This is a genomic window from Gammaproteobacteria bacterium, assembly GCA_029884425.1.
Lineage (GTDB): Bacteria > Pseudomonadota > Gammaproteobacteria > S012-40 > S012-40 > JAOUHV01.
In genome coordinates, this window is sequence record JAOUHV010000011.1 from 11,376 (window position 1) to 29,296 (window position 17,921).

At 51.0% G+C, this 17,921-nt stretch carries 14 protein-coding genes; 9 read left to right on the top strand and 5 right to left on the bottom strand.

What is annotated here, in order from left to right:
- The first annotated feature begins 28 nt into the window (after nucleotides 1–28).
- From OEW58_04845 to OEW58_04855, 3 genes are read left to right on the top strand one after another with little or no spacing between them, the layout of a single operon-like run.
- Nucleotides 29–2,635, top strand: coding sequence for an MMPL family transporter (locus OEW58_04845; protein ID MDH5300671.1), 2,607 nt, complete (start codon nucleotides 29–31; stop codon nucleotides 2,633–2,635).
- Nucleotides 2,635–3,546, top strand: a complete 912-nt coding sequence (locus tag OEW58_04850; protein MDH5300672.1) for a hypothetical protein — start codon at nucleotides 2,635–2,637, stop codon at nucleotides 3,544–3,546. Before OEW58_04845 ends, OEW58_04850 begins: the two co-directional genes overlap by 1 nt.
- Before the next feature lie 3 nt (nucleotides 3,547–3,549).
- Nucleotides 3,550–6,360, top strand: coding sequence for a tetratricopeptide repeat protein (locus OEW58_04855; GenBank protein MDH5300673.1), 2,811 nt, complete (start codon nucleotides 3,550–3,552; stop codon nucleotides 6,358–6,360).
- Between the two features lie 60 nt (nucleotides 6,361–6,420).
- Here OEW58_04855 and OEW58_04860 read toward each other — a convergent pair whose 3' ends face one another.
- Nucleotides 6,421–7,182 carry an ABC transporter permease gene (locus OEW58_04860; GenBank protein ID MDH5300674.1) on the bottom strand — a complete coding sequence of 254 codons (762 nt, stop codon included), beginning with the start codon at nucleotides 7,180–7,182 and terminating at the stop codon, nucleotides 6,421–6,423.
- 15 nt (nucleotides 7,183–7,197) lie between these two features.
- A complete protein-coding gene (locus tag OEW58_04865) occupies nucleotides 7,198–8,610 on the bottom strand; it encodes an ATP-binding cassette domain-containing protein (GenBank protein ID MDH5300675.1) in 1,413 nt (470 codons plus the stop codon).
- Nucleotides 8,611–8,827: 217 nt separating this feature from the next.
- Here OEW58_04865 and OEW58_04870 point away from each other — a divergent pair, with 217 nt between their 5' ends.
- Complete coding sequence (locus tag OEW58_04870) at nucleotides 8,828–9,988, top strand: hypothetical protein (GenBank protein MDH5300676.1); 1,161 nt, start codon at nucleotides 8,828–8,830, stop codon at nucleotides 9,986–9,988.
- 44 nt (nucleotides 9,989–10,032) lie between these two features.
- Here OEW58_04870 and OEW58_04875 read toward each other — a convergent pair whose 3' ends face one another.
- Nucleotides 10,033–10,779: a molybdopterin-synthase adenylyltransferase MoeB gene (locus OEW58_04875; protein ID MDH5300677.1), complete on the bottom strand. Its 747-nt coding sequence runs from the start codon at nucleotides 10,777–10,779 to the stop codon at nucleotides 10,033–10,035.
- A gap of 3 nt (nucleotides 10,780–10,782) precedes the next feature.
- A complete protein-coding gene (locus tag OEW58_04880; GenBank protein MDH5300678.1) occupies nucleotides 10,783–11,712 on the bottom strand; it encodes a hypothetical protein in 930 nt (309 codons plus the stop codon).
- A gap of 395 nt (nucleotides 11,713–12,107) precedes the next feature.
- On the opposite strand from OEW58_04880, the gene moaA reads away from it, so the two are divergent.
- The 4 genes from moaA to OEW58_04900 all read left to right on the top strand — a co-directional run bounded on the left by moaA (nucleotide 12,108) and on the right by OEW58_04900 (nucleotide 14,587).
- Nucleotides 12,108–13,223, top strand: coding sequence for a GTP 3',8-cyclase MoaA (gene moaA / locus OEW58_04885; GenBank protein ID MDH5300679.1), 1,116 nt, complete (start codon nucleotides 12,108–12,110; stop codon nucleotides 13,221–13,223).
- Between the two features lie 166 nt (nucleotides 13,224–13,389).
- On the top strand, nucleotides 13,390–13,884 hold the full coding sequence (gene moaC, locus OEW58_04890; GenBank protein MDH5300680.1) for a cyclic pyranopterin monophosphate synthase MoaC: 495 nt from the start codon (nucleotides 13,390–13,392) through the stop codon (nucleotides 13,882–13,884).
- Nucleotide 13,885: 1 nt separating this feature from the next.
- Nucleotides 13,886–14,116, top strand: a complete 231-nt coding sequence (locus OEW58_04895; protein ID MDH5300681.1) for a MoaD/ThiS family protein — start codon at nucleotides 13,886–13,888, stop codon at nucleotides 14,114–14,116.
- A gap of 3 nt (nucleotides 14,117–14,119) precedes the next feature.
- Complete coding sequence (locus tag OEW58_04900) at nucleotides 14,120–14,587, top strand: molybdenum cofactor biosynthesis protein MoaE (protein ID MDH5300682.1); 468 nt, start codon at nucleotides 14,120–14,122, stop codon at nucleotides 14,585–14,587.
- Nucleotides 14,588–14,703: 116 nt separating this feature from the next.
- Here the strand turns inward: OEW58_04900 and OEW58_04905 are convergent, their stop codons facing one another.
- Entirely contained in the window at nucleotides 14,704–15,573 is an 870-nt protein-coding gene (locus OEW58_04905) for a formylglycine-generating enzyme family protein (GenBank protein ID MDH5300683.1), read from the bottom strand.
- A gap of 241 nt (nucleotides 15,574–15,814) precedes the next feature.
- Between OEW58_04905 and OEW58_04910 the strand changes: the two genes are divergently transcribed.
- Nucleotides 15,815–17,920: a M1 family aminopeptidase gene (locus OEW58_04910; GenBank protein ID MDH5300684.1), complete on the top strand. Its 2,106-nt coding sequence runs from the start codon at nucleotides 15,815–15,817 to the stop codon at nucleotides 17,918–17,920.
- Nucleotide 17,921: the final 1 nt, after the last annotated feature.

The following is a 17,921-nucleotide window of genomic DNA, read 5'->3' on the forward strand; positions in this document are numbered from 1 at the left end:
CATGGGCAACAGACAGAAAGGGTCGTGAATGATTAAGGCGATATCCTCCATTGGTGTGAAGTTTCCCAAGACCGTGGTGTTGGTGATGCTGGCGGTGACCGCCTTCATGCTGATGCAATTGAGTCAGGGATTGCGTTGGGAGACTGACGCCAGGGTGTATTTGCCCAAAGGTCATCCTGCGATTATTTACGACGAAAAAATCGATGACGAATTTGGTGTTAAAGACAACATCATCATCGGTATCGTGAATGATGACACTATTTACAACCAGGACACACTGGAACGGGTTAAGCGCATCGCGGAGAAAATACGCGGCCTTGATGGGGTGGCAGCACAGCGCGATGTGGACATTGCTTCCATGGCCACGGCGATTTATTTCACCGGGGACGATGAGTCCATTGCCGGTGTACCGTTGATGCCAGATGTGCCCAAAAATGACGAAGAAATGGCTGCACTGAAAAAACGAGTCACGGAAAACGCTGATCTGTTTGTGGGCAATATTGTGTCCGCTGACGGCAAGGCAACCATGATTCGCGCCAAGCTCAAAGAAGGTATGGTCAATCGTTACATGACCTACTTCCAGATTAAAGGCATCCTGGCGGTGGAAGGTGGAACCAGCGCAGGTTGGGATTCCGCATCTTGGGGCGGCGGTGATGGCGACTGGAAAAAATGGCAAAAGACCGCCGAGTCGTCGGATGCTGCCAATGATCAATTGCAACAAAAACAGGCCGATCAACAATCGCAATGGCAAGCCGGTGCGGGTGGTCAGTGGGATGCCGCCGGTGATGCCGGTGGTGGCGCCAATCCGTGGTGGCCGGGCAATCAGTCAGACAATTCTTCGACTGAAACTGAGACCGCTCCAGCGTTCAAGCCGGCACCAGAGACCGAGCATTTTTATCTGGCAGGTCGTCCCGTTATTGAAGTGACCTCAGGCATTTACGCGCTGGATGACATGAAAATCATGATTCCAGCGATCGTTATTGTCATGGCACTGGTGTTGTTGGTGATATTCCGCAGTTTTCGCGGTGTGCTGATGCCGCTGATGGTGATGAGCTTTGCCATTATCTGGACTGGCGGATTGATGGTGTTGCTGGATGTGCCCTTGTACACCATTTCGACTATGCTGCCGGTTATTCTTGTGGCGGTGGGAATTGGCGATTCGGTGCATCTGATGAGTCAATACTACGATAGTGCCACACGCAATATTCATCGCAGCAGCAAAGAAATTGTTGCTGAAACCATGGATAATCTAGGTGCGCCGCTAATTGCGACGACAGCGACTACCGCTATTGGTTTCCTGGCTTTGCTGTTTGCGGAAATGCCTCCGTTCAAAGTTTTTGCCGCATTTGCCATTTTGGGTATTGTGTTCTCGTGGTTGATTACGGTGACGTTGCTTCCGGCAATGCTGAGCCTGCTTAAGCCGCATGTAGCGAATTATTACGCCAAGAAGCGAGCACAACGTGTCTACGAAGACAGCAGTCGTCTGGGATGGCTATTGGTGCGTTTGGGAGTGTTTATTAACGCCCGCACGAAACTGGTGATGGCATCATTGGTGGTGGTGATTATTGCTGCTGCTGTGGGTGCAAGTCAGTTGTTTGTCAACTCCAGTTGGCTCAGTGATTTCCGCGCAGAAAGTGAAATCAGTCAAGCAACAGCAATGATGAATGACAAGTTCAATGGCACTACATTCCTTCATGTGGTTATCGAAGCGGACGAACGTGACACGCTAAAACGCCCTGATGTGTTAAAGGCGATGGAAGAATTGCAGAAATACGCTGAAACATTGCCAAAAGTGGGCGGTTCATTGTCGGTGGTAGATTATCTCAAAAACATGAACCTGAATCTGCATTCCGCTGATCAGCAGTACAATAGATTGCCTGATACCCAAGCGCAAATTGCTGAATTTATGTTTTTGCTGGCCTTGTCTGGTCGCCCTGAGCAATTGGATGAAGTGGTAGATTACAACTTCAAAAAAGGCTTGATCAGTATCGCCATCAAAACAGATTACACAAAAGATTTGAAGTTCGTGGTTGACTCGGTGGATGCGTTTGTGAAGCAACACTTCCAGGGATTGGGGGTGCGCGTAAATTATGCGGGGTCGGCGAATAATTCGTACGTGTGGGGGCATCTGCTGATTGGTAGCCAGACCGACTCCATTGTTATTTCTAAACTGGGAATTATTTTGGCCGCGGGATTGATTATGATGTCGTTGGTCGCCGGCATTTTCGTGGTGATGCCGGTTGTATTGAGCACATTGCTGGTGGCCGGTATTTGCGGATTTTTTGCAATTCCGCTGGATGTGTCTACTGCGCTGGCTGCAGGTATTGCCATCGGTGTGGGTGTGGACTACGCGATACACTATATTTTCCGCTATCGGCGGGAACGTAAAAGCGGGAAAAACCACGACGAGGCGACCGCCGAGACGTTGCGGACCGCTGGCCGCACAATTGTGCTGAATGCGACGGTGGTGGCCGCTGGTTTTGCCGTGCTGTTTTTCTCACACTTTCCACCGCACGTAAAATTGGGATATTTCGTATCTGCCTACATGGTGATTAGCTGTTTGGTTGCCATCGTGGTATTGCCGGCGTTGTTTGCTTTCTTCCGGCCAAAATTTGTGGAGAAAGTGGCTGACTGATGTGGCGTGGCATAAGGGCGTGTTGTTTATTGCTTGCCTTGGCGGCAAACGCACAGGCGGCGGATCTTTGGGAGGAGGGCTGGATTTTTTCTCCCATCGCCGGCGTTGCGGTTCCAAAATTGGATGTAATTTATAACAAAGCCTTTTTTGCGCCACTGGCAGGTCAGTCTGAATTGCGCGACGAGTTACCGCAGGATGCTCAGGGTGAAAGCGCATATTCCATCGTTTCATTTCGTATCGAAAATAATTTGCCCAAGCCTGGAATTGCGCCGGAAGCAGGCTTGGAGTTTCGAAAAAATTTCGGTACGCGCAATGATTTTATAATTGGTGTCTCGGCTTGGGAGATTGGCTCTGCCGGCACAGTGCTGACAACTCTAACGTTGCAAGGTGTGGCGGATAATGACGCCATCTATGAGCGCAGAGCCAAGTTTTCCTATACCCAATATTTTCTTGGGTTGCGCCATTACTTGCGTGATCGCAAACAAAAAAACAATTTCTATGTAAATGCTACGTTGCACGAGTTTTTTGACTTGGATTATAAAGAAACCCATGTTCTTGAATTTCTGAGTGGACCACCCAAAGGTTTTAAACGTGTTGCAGTGTATCAAACACAGTCGACAGGGTTGTTATTAGGGCAGCTTGGACTGGGTTTTGAACGCATGATAGGCAGTCGTTTTTCGTTCGGTCTTGAGGCAGCCTACGCCAAGGGAGTTAATCGAGGTGTTTTTCGCACAGTGCAGGCTCGAAGCGACTTTAACCAGGGTGACCGTTTAATGGGGCCGCCTAAACCTCTATTGGAGGGGCCGGATGGAGCCGCTTATGTGCTGGGCGCAGATGGTGAGAGCAGGCATCGACTGGATATTGTGCTCGATGGTTGGCGCGTTACCGGTAAAATGAACGTGGCGTTTTAACGTATGAAAGCCGCAAATGTCATTAAATTTACTTTGCTTTGGTTGCTAACTGTACTTGTGTTTAGTGCGATGTCCTCTCCAGCGATGGCATTGGATGAAAAGGGCGGGAAGTTATTGGCACAAGCGCGCGAATTTCTACAAAAAAATAATATTGCTGAGGCAAAGCGGGCATTGGAGTTGGTGCTGCAAAACGATTCGCAAACAGCCGAAGCGTATTTTTTATTAGGTCATGTTTATCTGCGCAGCAATGATGCGGCAAGTTCTGTTGCCAATTTCCAAAAGGCAGTTAGCCTGGATAGCAAAAATGCGGTTTATAGCCTTGGCTTGGGCAATGTATACGAGCGTGCCGGTCGCCCGGATTTGGCGATCAAAGAATATCAGCGGTTAGTGGATAGTGGTTCCCGGCATCCTGCCGTGAAGGCGGTGGAAAAAAATCTGGCGATTATGACGGCGCAATCTTTGATGTCACGTGGTGAGTATAACGCGGCGTTGCTGATACTTAATGGTTTGTTGCTGGAGTATCCAGATGAAGCCTCCATTCTGTATATGATCGGTTCGGTCTATATGCAGTTAAATCGCATGGAAGATGCAGAGCAAACTTATTTGAAGCTGCTGGCAGATAAACCGGACAGTGTGCTGGTTAATATGAGTTTGGCCAGTGTCTATGAGCGAACGGGGAAACCTGAGCAGGCGAGAAAATATTACTGGAAGGTTGTTGTCTTAGACAAATCACCTGAGTCAACGCGAGATGCGCGGATTCGCTATGGTATTGTCAGTGGTAATTTCTATCTTGAACAGCAGCGCTTCGAGGAAGCGATTGCAGCCTATGATGATGTGCAGAAAATAGCTCCTGACAATCCCGAACCTATCTTGAAAAAGGGCATTGCGTATATGCAAATTCGCAAGCCTGAAAAAGCCGAACAATTGTTTGCAATATTGGTTAAAAAGAACGAAAAAGATTTTACTTCCCGTCTGCAATTGGCTAATGCGCTGGGGATGCAGCAAAAGAATAAAGAAGCCAAGGAACAACTGGAATACATTATCAAAAATGATGATGGGCGTTTTCGTGATCAGGCCAAGGTGCGACTGAATCTTATTCATACCCAGATTGCTGACGAAGCTCTGCGCTCTGGGAATGTGGCGGAAGGATTGGCTGAATATCAAAAGGCGCTGGAATATTTTTCTGGAAACGTTGATGCGGCCTTTAAAGCAGGCACTATTCTCATGCGACAAGGTCGTCTGGAAGAGGCGCAACGTGAATTCGAAACGGTGTTGACACACATGCCGGACGCATTGCCGGCGAGAATGACCTTGGCGCAAATCTATGATCAGCGCGGTTTGTATTCGCAGGCCGCAGAGCAATATGAGCGTGTGATACAGATTGCGCCGGATACCAATGAAGCAAAATTTGCCAAGCAACGCTGGCCTATCTCGAAGGCGCGTGGATTATGGGCTGAACAGCGATTGCTGGAGGCAGAGGATGTGCTGGCCCAGGAGTTGGAAGAAAATTCGGGCAATACCGAGGCCTATATTTATTTGGGGATTATTCAATCTGCGCGTGGTAATGCCCGTGATGCGGTTGCGTCGTACCAGAAGGTGATGCAGTTGCAACCAGAAAACCAAGGGATACGCCTGCAGTTAGGAACGGCGTATGAGCAGTTGGGTATGGATGAAATGGCAGCCACGGAATATCGCAAGATTATATTTGCTGGCGCAACTGAAGTGGTTCTTAGTCAAGCCAAGGCGCGTTTGAGCGACGTGGAGTCGCGGCTCAATGGTTTCTCTGAAAGTATGAGTTATAGCTTTCAGTATGACGATAATCTGAATATGAATGACGAAAATCCAGTGGAAGAACTGCGTTCAGATTTGGCTTTCAACTTATTTTTTAATTACAAATTTTCAGATACTCACGCGGTTCGATTGGGGTGGAGTCCCACCTATTCAACTTATCATTTTAGTCAGTCCGATTATTTAAATTCCAATTTGAGTGCGGGTTGGACGGTGGGGATTCCTGGAGACAGTTATGCGATTGTCTATTCGAGGCAAGACCAACAGGGCTTGATGAATGAAACAACTGTCAGTAAGAGCCAGTCGCTGAGTCTAGCCAGAGCGCAACGTGTCGCGATGCCCGCGTTGTTCGGTTTAACGCCAAAGCGTTATGAGGGTGAGGATGGCGTGCCTACCTCGTTGCAGAGTACGCTGAATGCGCGAACCATTGAATCGTTTGGCGGAGTGCCGCTGGAATCATTATTGGTTGCCATGGGATTTAACATGGGGCAGTTGCTGCTGGGAGATGTGCAGGTCACTGTTAGCTACAACCTGACGGTTTACCGTAACGTGCATAACAAGCAAGTGATTAACGAAGCACGGGTCAGGGATCCAGAGACAAATCAGATCACTGACACGCCGGTAAGAACCTTGTTTTATGATTCTCGTGATTATGAGTATAACAGTCATACCTTGGGTATGAATTTGCAGCGTGCATTGGCGGCGGGTTTATCCGGCAGCGTGGGGGGGAATGTGACATACACTGGTTACGTCAATCCTGATTCGGGTGCGAAAACACGTCGCCTGCTCGATACGCGTAACAATTATACTGTGAGTGGTGAAGCCGGTTTGTTTTATGCGTTGACGCGAGGGGTGAATTTATTTGCCAACGTTAGCGTGACCCGCAATGACTCAGATATGCCGATTGCAACGCTGTATAACAATGACAAGGATGAAACCGAACAAGCGATTGCCAGTTATCAAAGCACTTCGTTGGGGGATTATAAGCGGTTGTCTGGAACGCTGGGGATGAACATGGCGTTTTGATGACAAAACAGGGACCTGAAAGGCCCCTGTTTTGGTATGGCTGGCAGAGAATTTAACGAATTAATCCCGCAATGCCTTGAAGGCAGAAATCGCCCAGGCCAATGTGCCAGCGGCAAACACCAGCATAATCGCCAGACCCTGGCCATACGCAGCCAGATTAACTTCACCGACAAAAATTGCGCGGATCGCACCCACCGCATATTCAATCGGATTGATAATCGCGATGTATTGTATCCACTGTGGCATGTATTGTTCGGGCACCATGGCGCTGGAAAAAAACATCAGTGGCAGTGTCATGATGTTGCCCAGAACAACCAGTGGCTCTTCGCGTTGCAGCATGATGGCCAGACCATTGGAAATGCTGGCGAATGCGATGCCCATCAATAACACGATGATCATCACCAGTGAAACGTAAAGCGGATTCCAGGTAGTGCTGGCGCCCATCATCCACGCAGCAATCAATACGATTAACGCCTGCACAACCACTTGAACCGCTGCGTGCAGTACGCGACTGAGTACGATGGAGGCGCGAGAGGCCGGCGAGGCAAGCATTTTGTCGACAGTGCCGGCGCTGATTTCGCGCAACAAGCTGACGCCTGCCCAGGACGAGCCGAACAATACCGTCATGATCAATACGCCTGGCAGGAAATAGTCGATGTACGATTCGGCGGGAAAGCCAGGCAGCTGAGCAAAGTGGCCAAACAGTGAGCCAAAAATGAACAGCCAAATCAGTGGTTGGATCAATGCAAACAATGACCACAGCGGCATGCGCGCTGAAATGATCATGTATTTTTTAAACAGGTACCAGGTATCTGAAATCATTTTTTATCCTACAACTTAATCTTTTTTGGATGACCAGTCTTTTGACCAGTTGTCTTTATTGGGCCACTTCTTTTCACCATCAGATTTGGTTGCGGCGGCATCATCGGATTGTTGCCACTGTTGCCAGTTTTTTTCGCCCGCATTCGGCCAGGTCTGATTGTTAGATTGGTCCTCAGTGGTTGTTGGCGCTTCTTTCGCTGACGGGGTTTGCCACTGTTGCCAATGGTTGTCGCCAGTTTGTGTGGACGTGTCAGCAGCTTTGTTTTGCCAAGCATTATCAGTGGTGGCTGGCGCGGCGTCATGCGTCTGTTTCTGTTGCTGCCATTTTTGCCATTCCTGATTGGTTTCGCGCCAATCGGTGTTGGTGGCACTGGTCTCTGCGGTGCTGTCAGTGGTTTCTGCAGCCTGGTTTTGCCATTGCTTGGCCCATTTGCCACCGCCTTTGCCGGCCCATTTTTCCCACCACTTGTCGCCGCTGTCCTCGGTTTCCGTGTTGATGCTGTTGCCGGTGTATTTGATGAATACGTCGTCCAGCGTGGGGCGCGAAAAACTGATTTGAGCTACCTTGGCATTTTGTGCGGTAGCGATGGTCATTACTTGCGGAATAGCCTGCGCGCCGTTGTCGACATACAAATGCAGTTTGTCATTTTCCCAGGTGGTGCCTTTGATGAATGGGGCTTGTTTCAATGCCCAGGTGAGTCCTTCTTCGTGGCCATTGTCGCCCTCCATGGACAAGCTGATGATGTCACCGCCGATGGATGATTTTAATGCTTCGGGCGTATCAATAATTTTGATCTGGCCTTGATTGATAATCGCGACGCGATGCGACAGCTTGTCCGCTTCCTCGAGGTAGTGAGTGGTCAACAGAATGGTTAAACCAAGTTCGCGATTGAGCTTTTCGATGTATTTCCACAGGCTCTGCCGACTCTTGGTGTCCAGGCCCAAGGTCGGTTCATCGAGAAACAGTAATTTGGGACTGTGTAATAGTGCGGTGGCGATGTCCAGCTTGCGACGCATACCGCCAGAATAACCAACTACCTGTTGATCGAGTACCTCGGTTAATTCGAAGTAACCGGCAAGTTCGGTAATGCGCTGGGCGATGTCCTTGCCGGACATGCGGTACAAGCGTCCGTGAAGTTCCATGTTCTCGCGGCCAGTCAGGAAATAGTCAACGCCGGTTTCCTGGGCAACATAACCGATGGAACGACGAACCTGATCGGCATCGGTGTCAACATCAAAACCTGCAACGATGACTTTGCCCTCGTCAAAACCTGCAAGCGTGGTGAGTATGCGGATGGTGGTGCTTTTTCCTGCGCCGTTTGGACCGAGCAACGCCAGAATTTCACCGTCCTTGACTTCCATACTGAGCTGGTTGACGGCCTGCGTGCCCGACGCGTAGGTTTTGGTGAGTCCCTGAATGTTGATCATGCCTATTACACCGACTTGAAAAAACGACCATTATAGCGGGAAGTTTGCGCTTGCCTAGGGCCAAGTGTTTGATTGCGTTGCACACGGCAAAAGGTGCTGAGATTGACACTGTGGCGCAGGTTCCGTACATTAGCTGGTTATCAAAACCAGAGGGGCGACGCGTCAGGCTCCGACATAAAAAGGTATAAAAACGGTGCACGGTAGGCTGCGTATAAATATGTCAGGCATGGTTCGCTTAGGGTTGAGCGTTGTCATTGGTTTGAGTGGCTTGCTGGCCTTCAATACCTTGCTCAAAGCGGATGGCTGGGCGGGCAGTAAGGCACCGGCTCAGTACGATAACGAACTTTCAGCCGATGGCCTTCGCCAAGGCGGCATTGCCAACACGCGACACAATCTCACCATTTCCTATAACTCCGGCCGTGTGAATATGGAGGGCGTGCGCAACGATTACTACGAAATTTGCGTGTATTGCCATACGCCGCATGGTGCCAATTCTACTGTTGCTGCGCCGCTGTGGAATCGGACAGTGCAATCGTCGGTTTACACGGTTTTTCCTCGCGCTGAAACGATGCTGGGTCAGACGGTTACTCAGCCAGGGCCGAATTCTTTGACGTGCTTGTCCTGTCACGACGGCGTGACAGCGATTGATTCTGTTATCAATATGCCGACGCGCTTGGAAGGCTCTTTCCGTGCGGGCTATGCGTCGAGCCAGGAAAATTCAGTTAGCCGCGCCTTCCTTGATGCATGGGCAAGCGAGGGCAATGAACTGCTGGCTAAAGAAGGTAAGTTTACTTCTGCGGCGCAGCTGGGGCCTGCGGGATCAGGTTCGCAGAATCACTTTTCTTTGGGGGGAGCCTCGGATGGCTGTGTGGCCTGTCACCGTGATGGGGGCGGAACGCAGGCAGCGCCTGATTTTAGCGCGTTTGTGATCGGCGCCGACGGTATTCCCGCACTAAATACTGGCGTGCGGGGGATTGCGGCAGGAAACGGCAGCCTGAACGATGATCACCCGATTGGCGTGCGTTATCCGACCGACTTTTCAGCGGGGGTGGATTTTAATCCGCCGACCGTGGAAAAGGGCAGGATCGCGTTTTTTGATCGAGATGGCGATCGCCACGCCGATGCCAACGAAGTGCGTCTGTACAACAGTGGTGACGGTTACGAAGTGGAATGTGCTTCCTGCCATGATCCGCATGGCGTTCCCATGAACTACGACAATCATGGCGCACCGACCGACGGCGCCAAGATGATTCCCAGTTTCTTGCGGGTGGGCGCGATGGGCGTGGCCACTGCGAGTAATGCCGTCGGAGGTGTGCCGACCAACATCTTGGGTGGCAACAGCGGCAGTGAACTGTGCCTGACCTGTCATGTGAAATGATCGAATTCGCGAAAACTAAAAAGCCCCTCGATGAGGGGCTTTTTTTATGCGTGGCTACACACCGGACAATTGGGGTCTTTGGGGAGCTTGAGTGTACGCCACTCCATGTAGTAAGCATCCAGCAGCAGTAGGCGACCACTCAGGTCCTGGCCTATGCCCATCAGCACCTTGAGTGCCTCGGTGGCCTGCATCGCACCGATAATGCCGACCGCAGGTGCCAGCACGCCGTTGAGGGAGCAGGTTTCACCCAGCTCACCAGCCTCTTTGTACAGGCAGTGATAACAGGGACCGGTACCCTTGTCGGCACGGAACACGGTAATTTGGCCTTCCATGCGAATCACTGAACCTGAAACCAGCGGCTTCTTTTCTTCAACGCACATGCGATTTAAGGCAAAGCGCGAGGTGAAATTGTCGGTAGTGTCGATGATGACGTCTGCCAAGTGGACTTGCTCGCGTAATGCATCGTCTTCCAGGCGTTTGCTGATGGTGGTGATCTGAATTTCAGGATTCAGCGCCTGCAGCGTTTCTTTGGCGGAATCCACCTTGAGTTTGCCAATGTCAGCATCGGTGTGCAGGATTTGTCGCTGCAGATTGCTGATTTCGACGGTGTCAAAATCGCTGATGACCAGATGGCCGACGCCGCTGCTGGCCAGATACATGGCCACAGGCGAGCCAAGACCGCCGGCGCCTAGGATTAATGCTCGGGATTTCAATAGTTTATCCTGGCCGTCGTAATCCACTTGCGGCAGCATGATATGACGGTTGTAACGTTTGAGTTGTTCGTCGTTCATTCTTCAATTCCATGTGTAAGCAAAAACGGTGTTCACGGGTGTGCGTCCGTCATCGGCCCATCCGCCCACCAGGTAGATGGTGTTGTCCATCATGGCGACGCCCATGGCTGCACGGGCGGCGGGCATGGGGGGGAGCTCGCGCCAGATATTGCTGCCGGCGGGGCAGAGCGAGGCGCGGTTGTGGATGTTTTCGGTGCTGTAGCCGCCAAAGAAAAACAGCGTATCACCGAGGTTGCACATGCCTTGGCCTGCGGCCGGCCAGGGTAGTTTTAGCTGGCTATCCTGTGTCCATTGGCGCGAGGGTTTGTCGTAAGTTTCGATGAAATCGAAGTTATTAAAGCCGTCGGGCGTGAAGGCAACGCCGCCGGCGACCATGATGGCGTTATGGCGCATAAACCCCGAAGCCGCAAAGCGGGGAGTAGGTAGGGAGGGTAATACTTCCCACTGGGCCATGCCGGGTTTCCAGCGTTCACAAAAGTCGAATCCAGGGTCGGTTTTGGGGCCACCTAGGCAGGCGTCGGGATGGTGGCCGGCCAGGATATAGATGTAGCCCTCGTCCAGAACTGCGGCCGGGTAGTCGTGGGGCTGCTGCATGTCAGGGCCGGTAGTCCAGCGATTGGTTGCCGGGTCATAAATTTCCACGGTGCGTAAAAACTGAAAATTGCCATCAGGCTTTTTGAAGCCGCCACCCACGATGTAGATTTTGTCGCCAATGAGGAATCCCGCAGTGCCTGAACGCTTGGTTGGCATGGGGGCCAGTTCCTGCCAGCTTTGGTCCGCAGGGTTAAAGCAGACCACAGAATCCAGGCTTTTGAACTGGGGGCCGCCGCCGCCAAAAATGTACAGTTTGCCTTGGTATGGGATGACCGGAGCATGTGAGCGAGCCAGCTCCAGCGCTGGCAGTTCACGCCATTGCCCGTTTAACATGTTCATAATGCTGCTTTAATCCTTCCTGATATATATTTTTAGTGTGGATATTTGCCCGTATTTGGCTGGTTGTGTCAAGTTGAACTCAGCTCAGGGTGGTTTGGATTTAAAAAAAACATACTCTGAACGATATTAGGGGTATATACCGCGGGGCCTGATGATGCACGAATAGGCTCGGATTTGCGGGTGGAGTGCAAGATGTTGGAAATTTGACGCTACCTTGTCTTTAAGTGCTTTAAGTTACTACCGTTTTTGGCAATTGTGCATATGTAAAAGCCGCTAATTTACTGTATGATGATGCCTTCAAATCTATCCAGAAAACCTGGTGCTCTACTTGGTTATTTGGCTAAGCATAAAATTTGTTAGGATAGTCGCAGGCTTAAGCTAGCAGGCTTATTTCGATGAAGTCCGGGGGTAGTGGAGTGCTAATCAACAACGATCAGTTTAAGGGGAAAGACGCATTTGCAGGGAGCAAGGATGATAAAGCAGTCCCCACAAGCAAATATGCGCCGTTGCAGGATACCTTTGGTCGTACTTTCGACTATGTTCGCATTGCAATCACAGAAAAGTGCAATTTGCGTTGCACCTACTGTATGCCAGAAGAAGGCGTCGATTTTAAAAACGGCGAACAAATTCTAAGCACCGACGAGATTTTGCGCGTCGTGGGCATTTTGGCGCAAATGGGCGTGAAGAAAGTTCGATTTACCGGTGGTGAGCCACTGGTGCGCAAGGACATCGTCGAGCTGGTACGCGGCACGGCGGCTACGCCGGGTATCAAAGGCGTGCACATGACCACCAACGGCATTATCTTCCCCAAATACGCAGAACAACTGCTTGAGGCTGGATTGACAGGCGTAAACATCAGCCTGGATACCTTGAATCCTGCCAAATTTAAAGAAATCACTCGCCGCGAAGGCGAAGATAAAGTGCTGGAAAGCATTCGCATTGCTCAGTCCCTTGCGTTCCCCCGTGTTAAGGTGAACGTAGTGTTGATGCGCGGCTTTAATGACACGGAGTTTTTTGATTTTACTGAAATGACCCGTGACCAGCGCGTGACGGTGCGTTTTATCGAGTTCATGCCGTTTGATGCCGAGCAGATTTGGGAATCGGGTGAGCACTTCCTCAGCGCCGAGACCATGGTGAAGCAGCTGAAAGAGCGCTATCCCACCATCGAGTTGGCATCAGGAACGCGTACTGAGCATCACATCTATCAAGTGCCTGGCTATGCCGGCAAAATCGCAATTATCCCCGCATTTACTCGCAGCTTGTGTGGTAACTGTTCGCGCATTCGTTTGACTGCAGACGGTGGTGTGCGTAATTGCCTGTATTCCGATCAGGAATACAGCATTCGCAGCCTGTTACGCAGTGGTTGTACGGACGAGGAGATTGTTGCGACTTTCCGTCAAGCATTCCGCGAAAAAGCCAAAGATGGTTTCGAATCCAAGAAGCGTTCTGCGATGCAGGTATCGACTGTGAAGTTTGCCGGTCGGACCAGTATGACGCAGATCGGTGGCTAACGACCGAAACGAGAGGGGTGTTCGCGAGATCACCCCTTTTGATCTTGAATCCGAGTTTTTCGTTGTGTAAAAATCCCCTCGGTATTTTAGGTAAAAGTCACGTAACCCGTTGCTGTTTGAGTGGTGTGAGCCAGGCTTTCACCACAGAACTTATGAGAGAGAATACATGGACAATAAGTTGACCCATTTCAATGCCTCCGGTGAAGCGCACATGGTGGATGTGGGCATGAAAGATATCACGACGCGCGAAGCGGTGACCGAAGGCCGTATTTACATGGAGCCTGACACCTTGAAGCGCATTATGGCGGGCGATCACAAAAAGGGCGACGTGCTGGGTATTGCGCGCACGGCGGGTATCATGGGGGCCAAGCGCACGCCTGATTTGGTGCCATTGTGTCATCCCATTTTGATTACCAATGTTGAGCTGGATTTAACGCCAGAGCCCGAAACTAACAGTGTTTATTGCCGCACGACGGTGCGCTGTAATGGTCAGACCGGCGTTGAAATGGAAGCGTTGTGCGCCACTCAGGTTGCGTTGTTGACGATTTATGACATGTGCAAAGCGGTTGATCGCGGTATGCGGATTACCGATGTACAACTCACTGCCAAATCCGGTGGCAAGTCCGGTACTTGGACTCGGGAAGCAGTGCGGGGAAAGTAAGATGAAAGTTAGAGTGAAATTTTTTGCCAGCATGCGTGATTCCATGGGCCGCGCCGATGACACAGTGGAGTTTTCGGGCAAGGCCACGGTGGCGGATGTGTGGGCCAAAGTGTCCAAGGATCCGTTGCCTGAGAACACCTTGATTGCGGTCAACATGGAATACACCAGTGTGGGCGAATCGCTAAAAGATGGCGACGAGGTTGCGTTTTTTCCTCCCGTCACTGGAGGTTAATACATGAAGGTGGTGGTGCAAGAGGGCATTTTCGATCCTTGGAAAGAGATCGCCGATTATCAGGCGACCTACCTGCCTAAGGGCAAGCACGGCGCAACGGCGGTGTTTATCGGTACCATGCGCGACTTCAATGAGGGAGTGGACGGTATTCGTGGCATGTACCTGGATCACTATCCCGGCATGACTGAAAAGCACATTGAGCGTGTCTGCCAGGAAGCCCTGAACGAATGGGATGTGATGGACGCGTTTGTCGTTCATCGCGTGGGTGCGATTGAGCCGGATGAGCCGATTGTGCTGGTTGCCGTCTGGTCACGTCACCGTGCGATGGCGTTTGACGCCTGTCGTTTTATCATCAATGACCTGAAGCATCGCGCTCCTTTCTGGAAGCGGGAAACGCGCAAGGGCGGCGAGGAAACGTGGGTCGAAGGTAATACTGCTGATGAGCGTGCAGCGAAAATCAGCAAGAAGTAGTAACGAATACACTTAGTTGTATGCGCGTAAAAGCGGTCCTTGTGGCCGCTTTTTTTATTGGTTCTTTGGTTGAATGCGCCGTGTGTCAGGCAAACACGGCGCGTGATTGTCGCGGGTTAGTGACTGGCTTGGGTGGCGTCGCGGGCGCAGCGAAAACCGACATCATCGTAGACTTCGCTGGGTTTAAGATTCATGCGATAGGCGCCACGGTAATACATTTCCAGTGCGTAGTGGCCTGAATTGCTCCAGCCACCGCCGCGAGCGACGCGGTAGGTTTGGCCATACTTGTCGCTCTTGGCATCAGAGTCGGGGTAAGCCATGTACCAGTCGGCAGTCCATTCCGATACGTTGCCTGCGAGGTCATGGACGCCGTAGGGAGAGATGTCTTCTTTATGCTCACCAATGGGGGCGGCACCAAATTCCCACTCTGATTCGGCGGTGTTGGTGGCATTGGGGCGCCATTCATTTCCCCAGGGATACTCCTGGCCATTGGCACCGCGTGCGGCTTTTTCCCACTCTGCTTCGGTGGGCAGGCGCTTACCGGACCATTTGCAGTAGGCGTTGGCGTCTTCCCAACTGACGAACGTGACAGGGATAACGTCAAACTCTGCATAGCGAGCTTTGATCGCTTCCAGTAGCTGATCATGGTTCATGGTGTTGGTGTCGAGGTCCAGCTTGAGCACCGTGCCAGCGAGTTTGCGCAGGATATCGTCAGGCGCGCGGTTTAGCTTTTCCATTTGCATGCTAAACAAATAACCGTTGTTTAGCCAGAAACTGGGATTTTTATGTCCGGTATCAGCAACGAAAGCGCGGTATTGACTGTTGGTGATTTCGTATTTATCGATGAGGTAGGCGGGCAGGTTGATCTTTTTTTGCGGATGCTCATCTTCGTAAAAGGGTTTGAGCTGACCATACTCCTCAGCCAAGTGCTGAGAATCGATCTTGTCACTACCTCGGACAAATTCACCTTCAGGAATGAGGATCATGTCCTTAGTATCAGAGGCTGGGGTGGCTTGAAGCTGAGTTGAGACAGAAAATAAAGCTGCACAAAGGATGGTGTACTTCATATAACGCTTCTTCTTATTAATTGTTGGCGTAAAATCTGTGCCCCTGGGATCCAGGTGCCAGAGTCAGGTTAGCTGACGGTTCAGGAACCGGGCTTTATACTGCAAGCCTATGAGTATACGGTTAAGAAAGGCTTAATTACACGGTAAATTCGGGGGCGGAATGAGGAAGGTAAAGCAGGCGATAAGCTGGGTAGTGTTAAATCTGTGGATGGTTGGTGCGATGGCGGAGCCGGTGACCCATCATCAACTGCAAGTGACCCTGTCACCTGCCAGTCAAACGCTGCAAGTGGTTGATAAGGTGACATTTCCGACCGCAGAGCCGCAAATTGTACTGTTGCATGCGGGCTTGCAGGTGCAGGCAATCACTGGCAGTTTGAGAAAACTGGACTCAAGTACCCAGGATTTTGCCGTCCCTGTGACCGCCTATGAGCTGAAACCGCAAACAAATGGCCAGCTAACATTGCAATATCAGGGTAAAATCCACCACCCGTTGCCCGAGGGTGATGGCGATAGTCCAGCCTTCCTGGGACCTGAAGGGGTTTACCTGGGAGCCAGTTCGGTTTGGTACCCGATGAGCCGGGATGGTTTGTTGACCTTTGATCTGGATGTCACCCTGCCCGAGCGCTGGCGTGCGGTCAGTCAGGGGCGTCAGCATGGGCAACAGGAGAAGGGACCGCAGTGGCGGACCCGCTGGAGCGAGAAATCGCCCCAACAGGAAATATTTTTAATTGCGGCACCGTTTTATCAGTTTAGCCGTACAGCAGGTGACATTCAGGTCATGGCGTATCTGCGGGACAACGACCCAGCATTGGCCAGCCGTTACCTGGATGTGACGGCGGATTATGTGAAGATGTACGAGACAATGATTGGGCGTTATCCCTACGACAAATTTGCCCTGGTGGAAAATTTTTGGAGCACTGGCTACGGGATGCCGTCGTTTACCTTGTTGGGCTCGGATGTCATTCGCCTGCCGTTTATTCTGTATACCTCCTACCCTCACGAAATATTGCATAACTGGTGGGGAAACAGCGTTTACGTAGATTATGACTCAGGTAATTGGGCGGAAGGTTTGACGTCTTATCTGGCAGACCATCTGTTGCAGGAAATGCGACAGGAGGGCGTGAGTTATCGTCGCGATTCGTTGCAGGCGTATGCGGATTTTGTGGATGCGGATAAAGACTTTTCGTTAAACGATTTTCGTACACGTCATAGCAACAGCAGTCAGGCGGTAGGCTATGGTAAAGGGCAAATGTTGTTCCATATGCTGCGTCGTGAGCTTGGGGATGATACCTTCAAAAAAGGGCTGCAGAAATTTTACGCTGAGCGAAAATTTACCGTCGCCAGTTATGATGACATCGAAAAGACGTTTTCTGCCGTCAGCAATCGGGATCTCAAACCGTACTTCCAGCAATGGGTGGGCCGAGTTGGCGCGCCAAAGCTGGCACTCAGCAAAGTGTCGCGCATCGAAGTGGATGACGAGTGGAAACTCTATTTCACCCTGGAACAAGTGCAGGATGGTGATGTTTACGATTTGAATATCCCCTTAGCTGTTACGCTGAAAGGGGAGTCGTCCGCAAGCCAGCAATGGATTCATCTGAACCAAAAAGAACAACAATTTGTTCTTACTTTTGCCCAGCCTCCTGTTCGGGTTGATATTGATCCGCAGTTCGATATTTTCCGACGCGCCGATCTGGCCGAAATTCCCGCCGCACTGTCCCTGGCATTTGGTGCTTCAACGGCAGTGGCGGTATTGCCATTTGCGGCAGAAAAAGACGAAGTGCGTGAATACCATAATCTGGTTTCGCAATGGCGCATGCAAGGGCTGATGATTGACGCGGTTTACGACAACGAAATTAAGTCGTTGCCAACCAATAAAACCGTTTGGGTTTTAGGCTGGCAAAATAAATTTGTTGATGCATTGAATTCTGGCGTTGCACCGTATGGGGCTGACGTTTCCTCCAGTAAGGTGACCTTGGCTGGACAGCGTTGGAACAGCGAAAGCCAATCAGTTGTTTTGGTTCAGCGCAATCCCGCAGATCCAAAACATGCCTGGGTGTGGTTGGCTGCACATGACGTCAGCGCCATTGCAGGCTTGGCGCGTAAAGTGCCGCATTATCGGAAATTTAGTTATTTGATGTTCGAGGGTAATGCCCCGGAGAACAAAGTGAAAGGACAGTGGCAAATAAAACGTTCGCCACTGAGTGTCTCATTGGATGATGACGCTGTGATGGGACAGTTGGCACCTCGTGTGCCGTTGATTGAGTAAA

Bases quoted from the DNA above. Each gene is read 5' to 3' on its own strand.
- OEW58_04845 (MDH5300671.1), top strand. From the start codon at position 29: ATGATTAAGGCGATATCCTCCATTGGTGTGAAGTTTCCCAAGACCGTG.
- OEW58_04850 (MDH5300672.1), top strand. From the start codon at position 2,635: ATGTGGCGTGGCATAAGGGCGTGTTGTTTATTGCTTGCCTTGGCGGCA.
- OEW58_04855 (MDH5300673.1), top strand. From the start codon at position 3,550: ATGAAAGCCGCAAATGTCATTAAATTTACTTTGCTTTGGTTGCTAACT.
- OEW58_04860 (MDH5300674.1), bottom strand. From the start codon at position 7,182: ATGATTTCAGATACCTGGTACCTGTTTAAAAAATACATGATCATTTCA.
- OEW58_04865 (MDH5300675.1), bottom strand. From the start codon at position 8,610: ATGATCAACATTCAGGGACTCACCAAAACCTACGCGTCGGGCACGCAG.
- OEW58_04870 (MDH5300676.1), top strand. From the start codon at position 8,828: ATGTCAGGCATGGTTCGCTTAGGGTTGAGCGTTGTCATTGGTTTGAGT.
- OEW58_04875 (MDH5300677.1), bottom strand. From the start codon at position 10,779: ATGAACGACGAACAACTCAAACGTTACAACCGTCATATCATGCTGCCG.
- OEW58_04880 (MDH5300678.1), bottom strand. From the start codon at position 11,712: ATGAACATGTTAAACGGGCAATGGCGTGAACTGCCAGCGCTGGAGCTG.
- moaA (MDH5300679.1), top strand. From the start codon at position 12,108: ATGAAGTCCGGGGGTAGTGGAGTGCTAATCAACAACGATCAGTTTAAG.
- moaC (MDH5300680.1), top strand. From the start codon at position 13,390: ATGGACAATAAGTTGACCCATTTCAATGCCTCCGGTGAAGCGCACATG.
- OEW58_04895 (MDH5300681.1), top strand. From the start codon at position 13,886: ATGAAAGTTAGAGTGAAATTTTTTGCCAGCATGCGTGATTCCATGGGC.
- OEW58_04900 (MDH5300682.1), top strand. From the start codon at position 14,120: ATGAAGGTGGTGGTGCAAGAGGGCATTTTCGATCCTTGGAAAGAGATC.
- OEW58_04905 (MDH5300683.1), bottom strand. From the start codon at position 15,573: ATGATCCTCATTCCTGAAGGTGAATTTGTCCGAGGTAGTGACAAGATC.
- OEW58_04910 (MDH5300684.1), top strand. From the start codon at position 15,815: ATGAGGAAGGTAAAGCAGGCGATAAGCTGGGTAGTGTTAAATCTGTGG.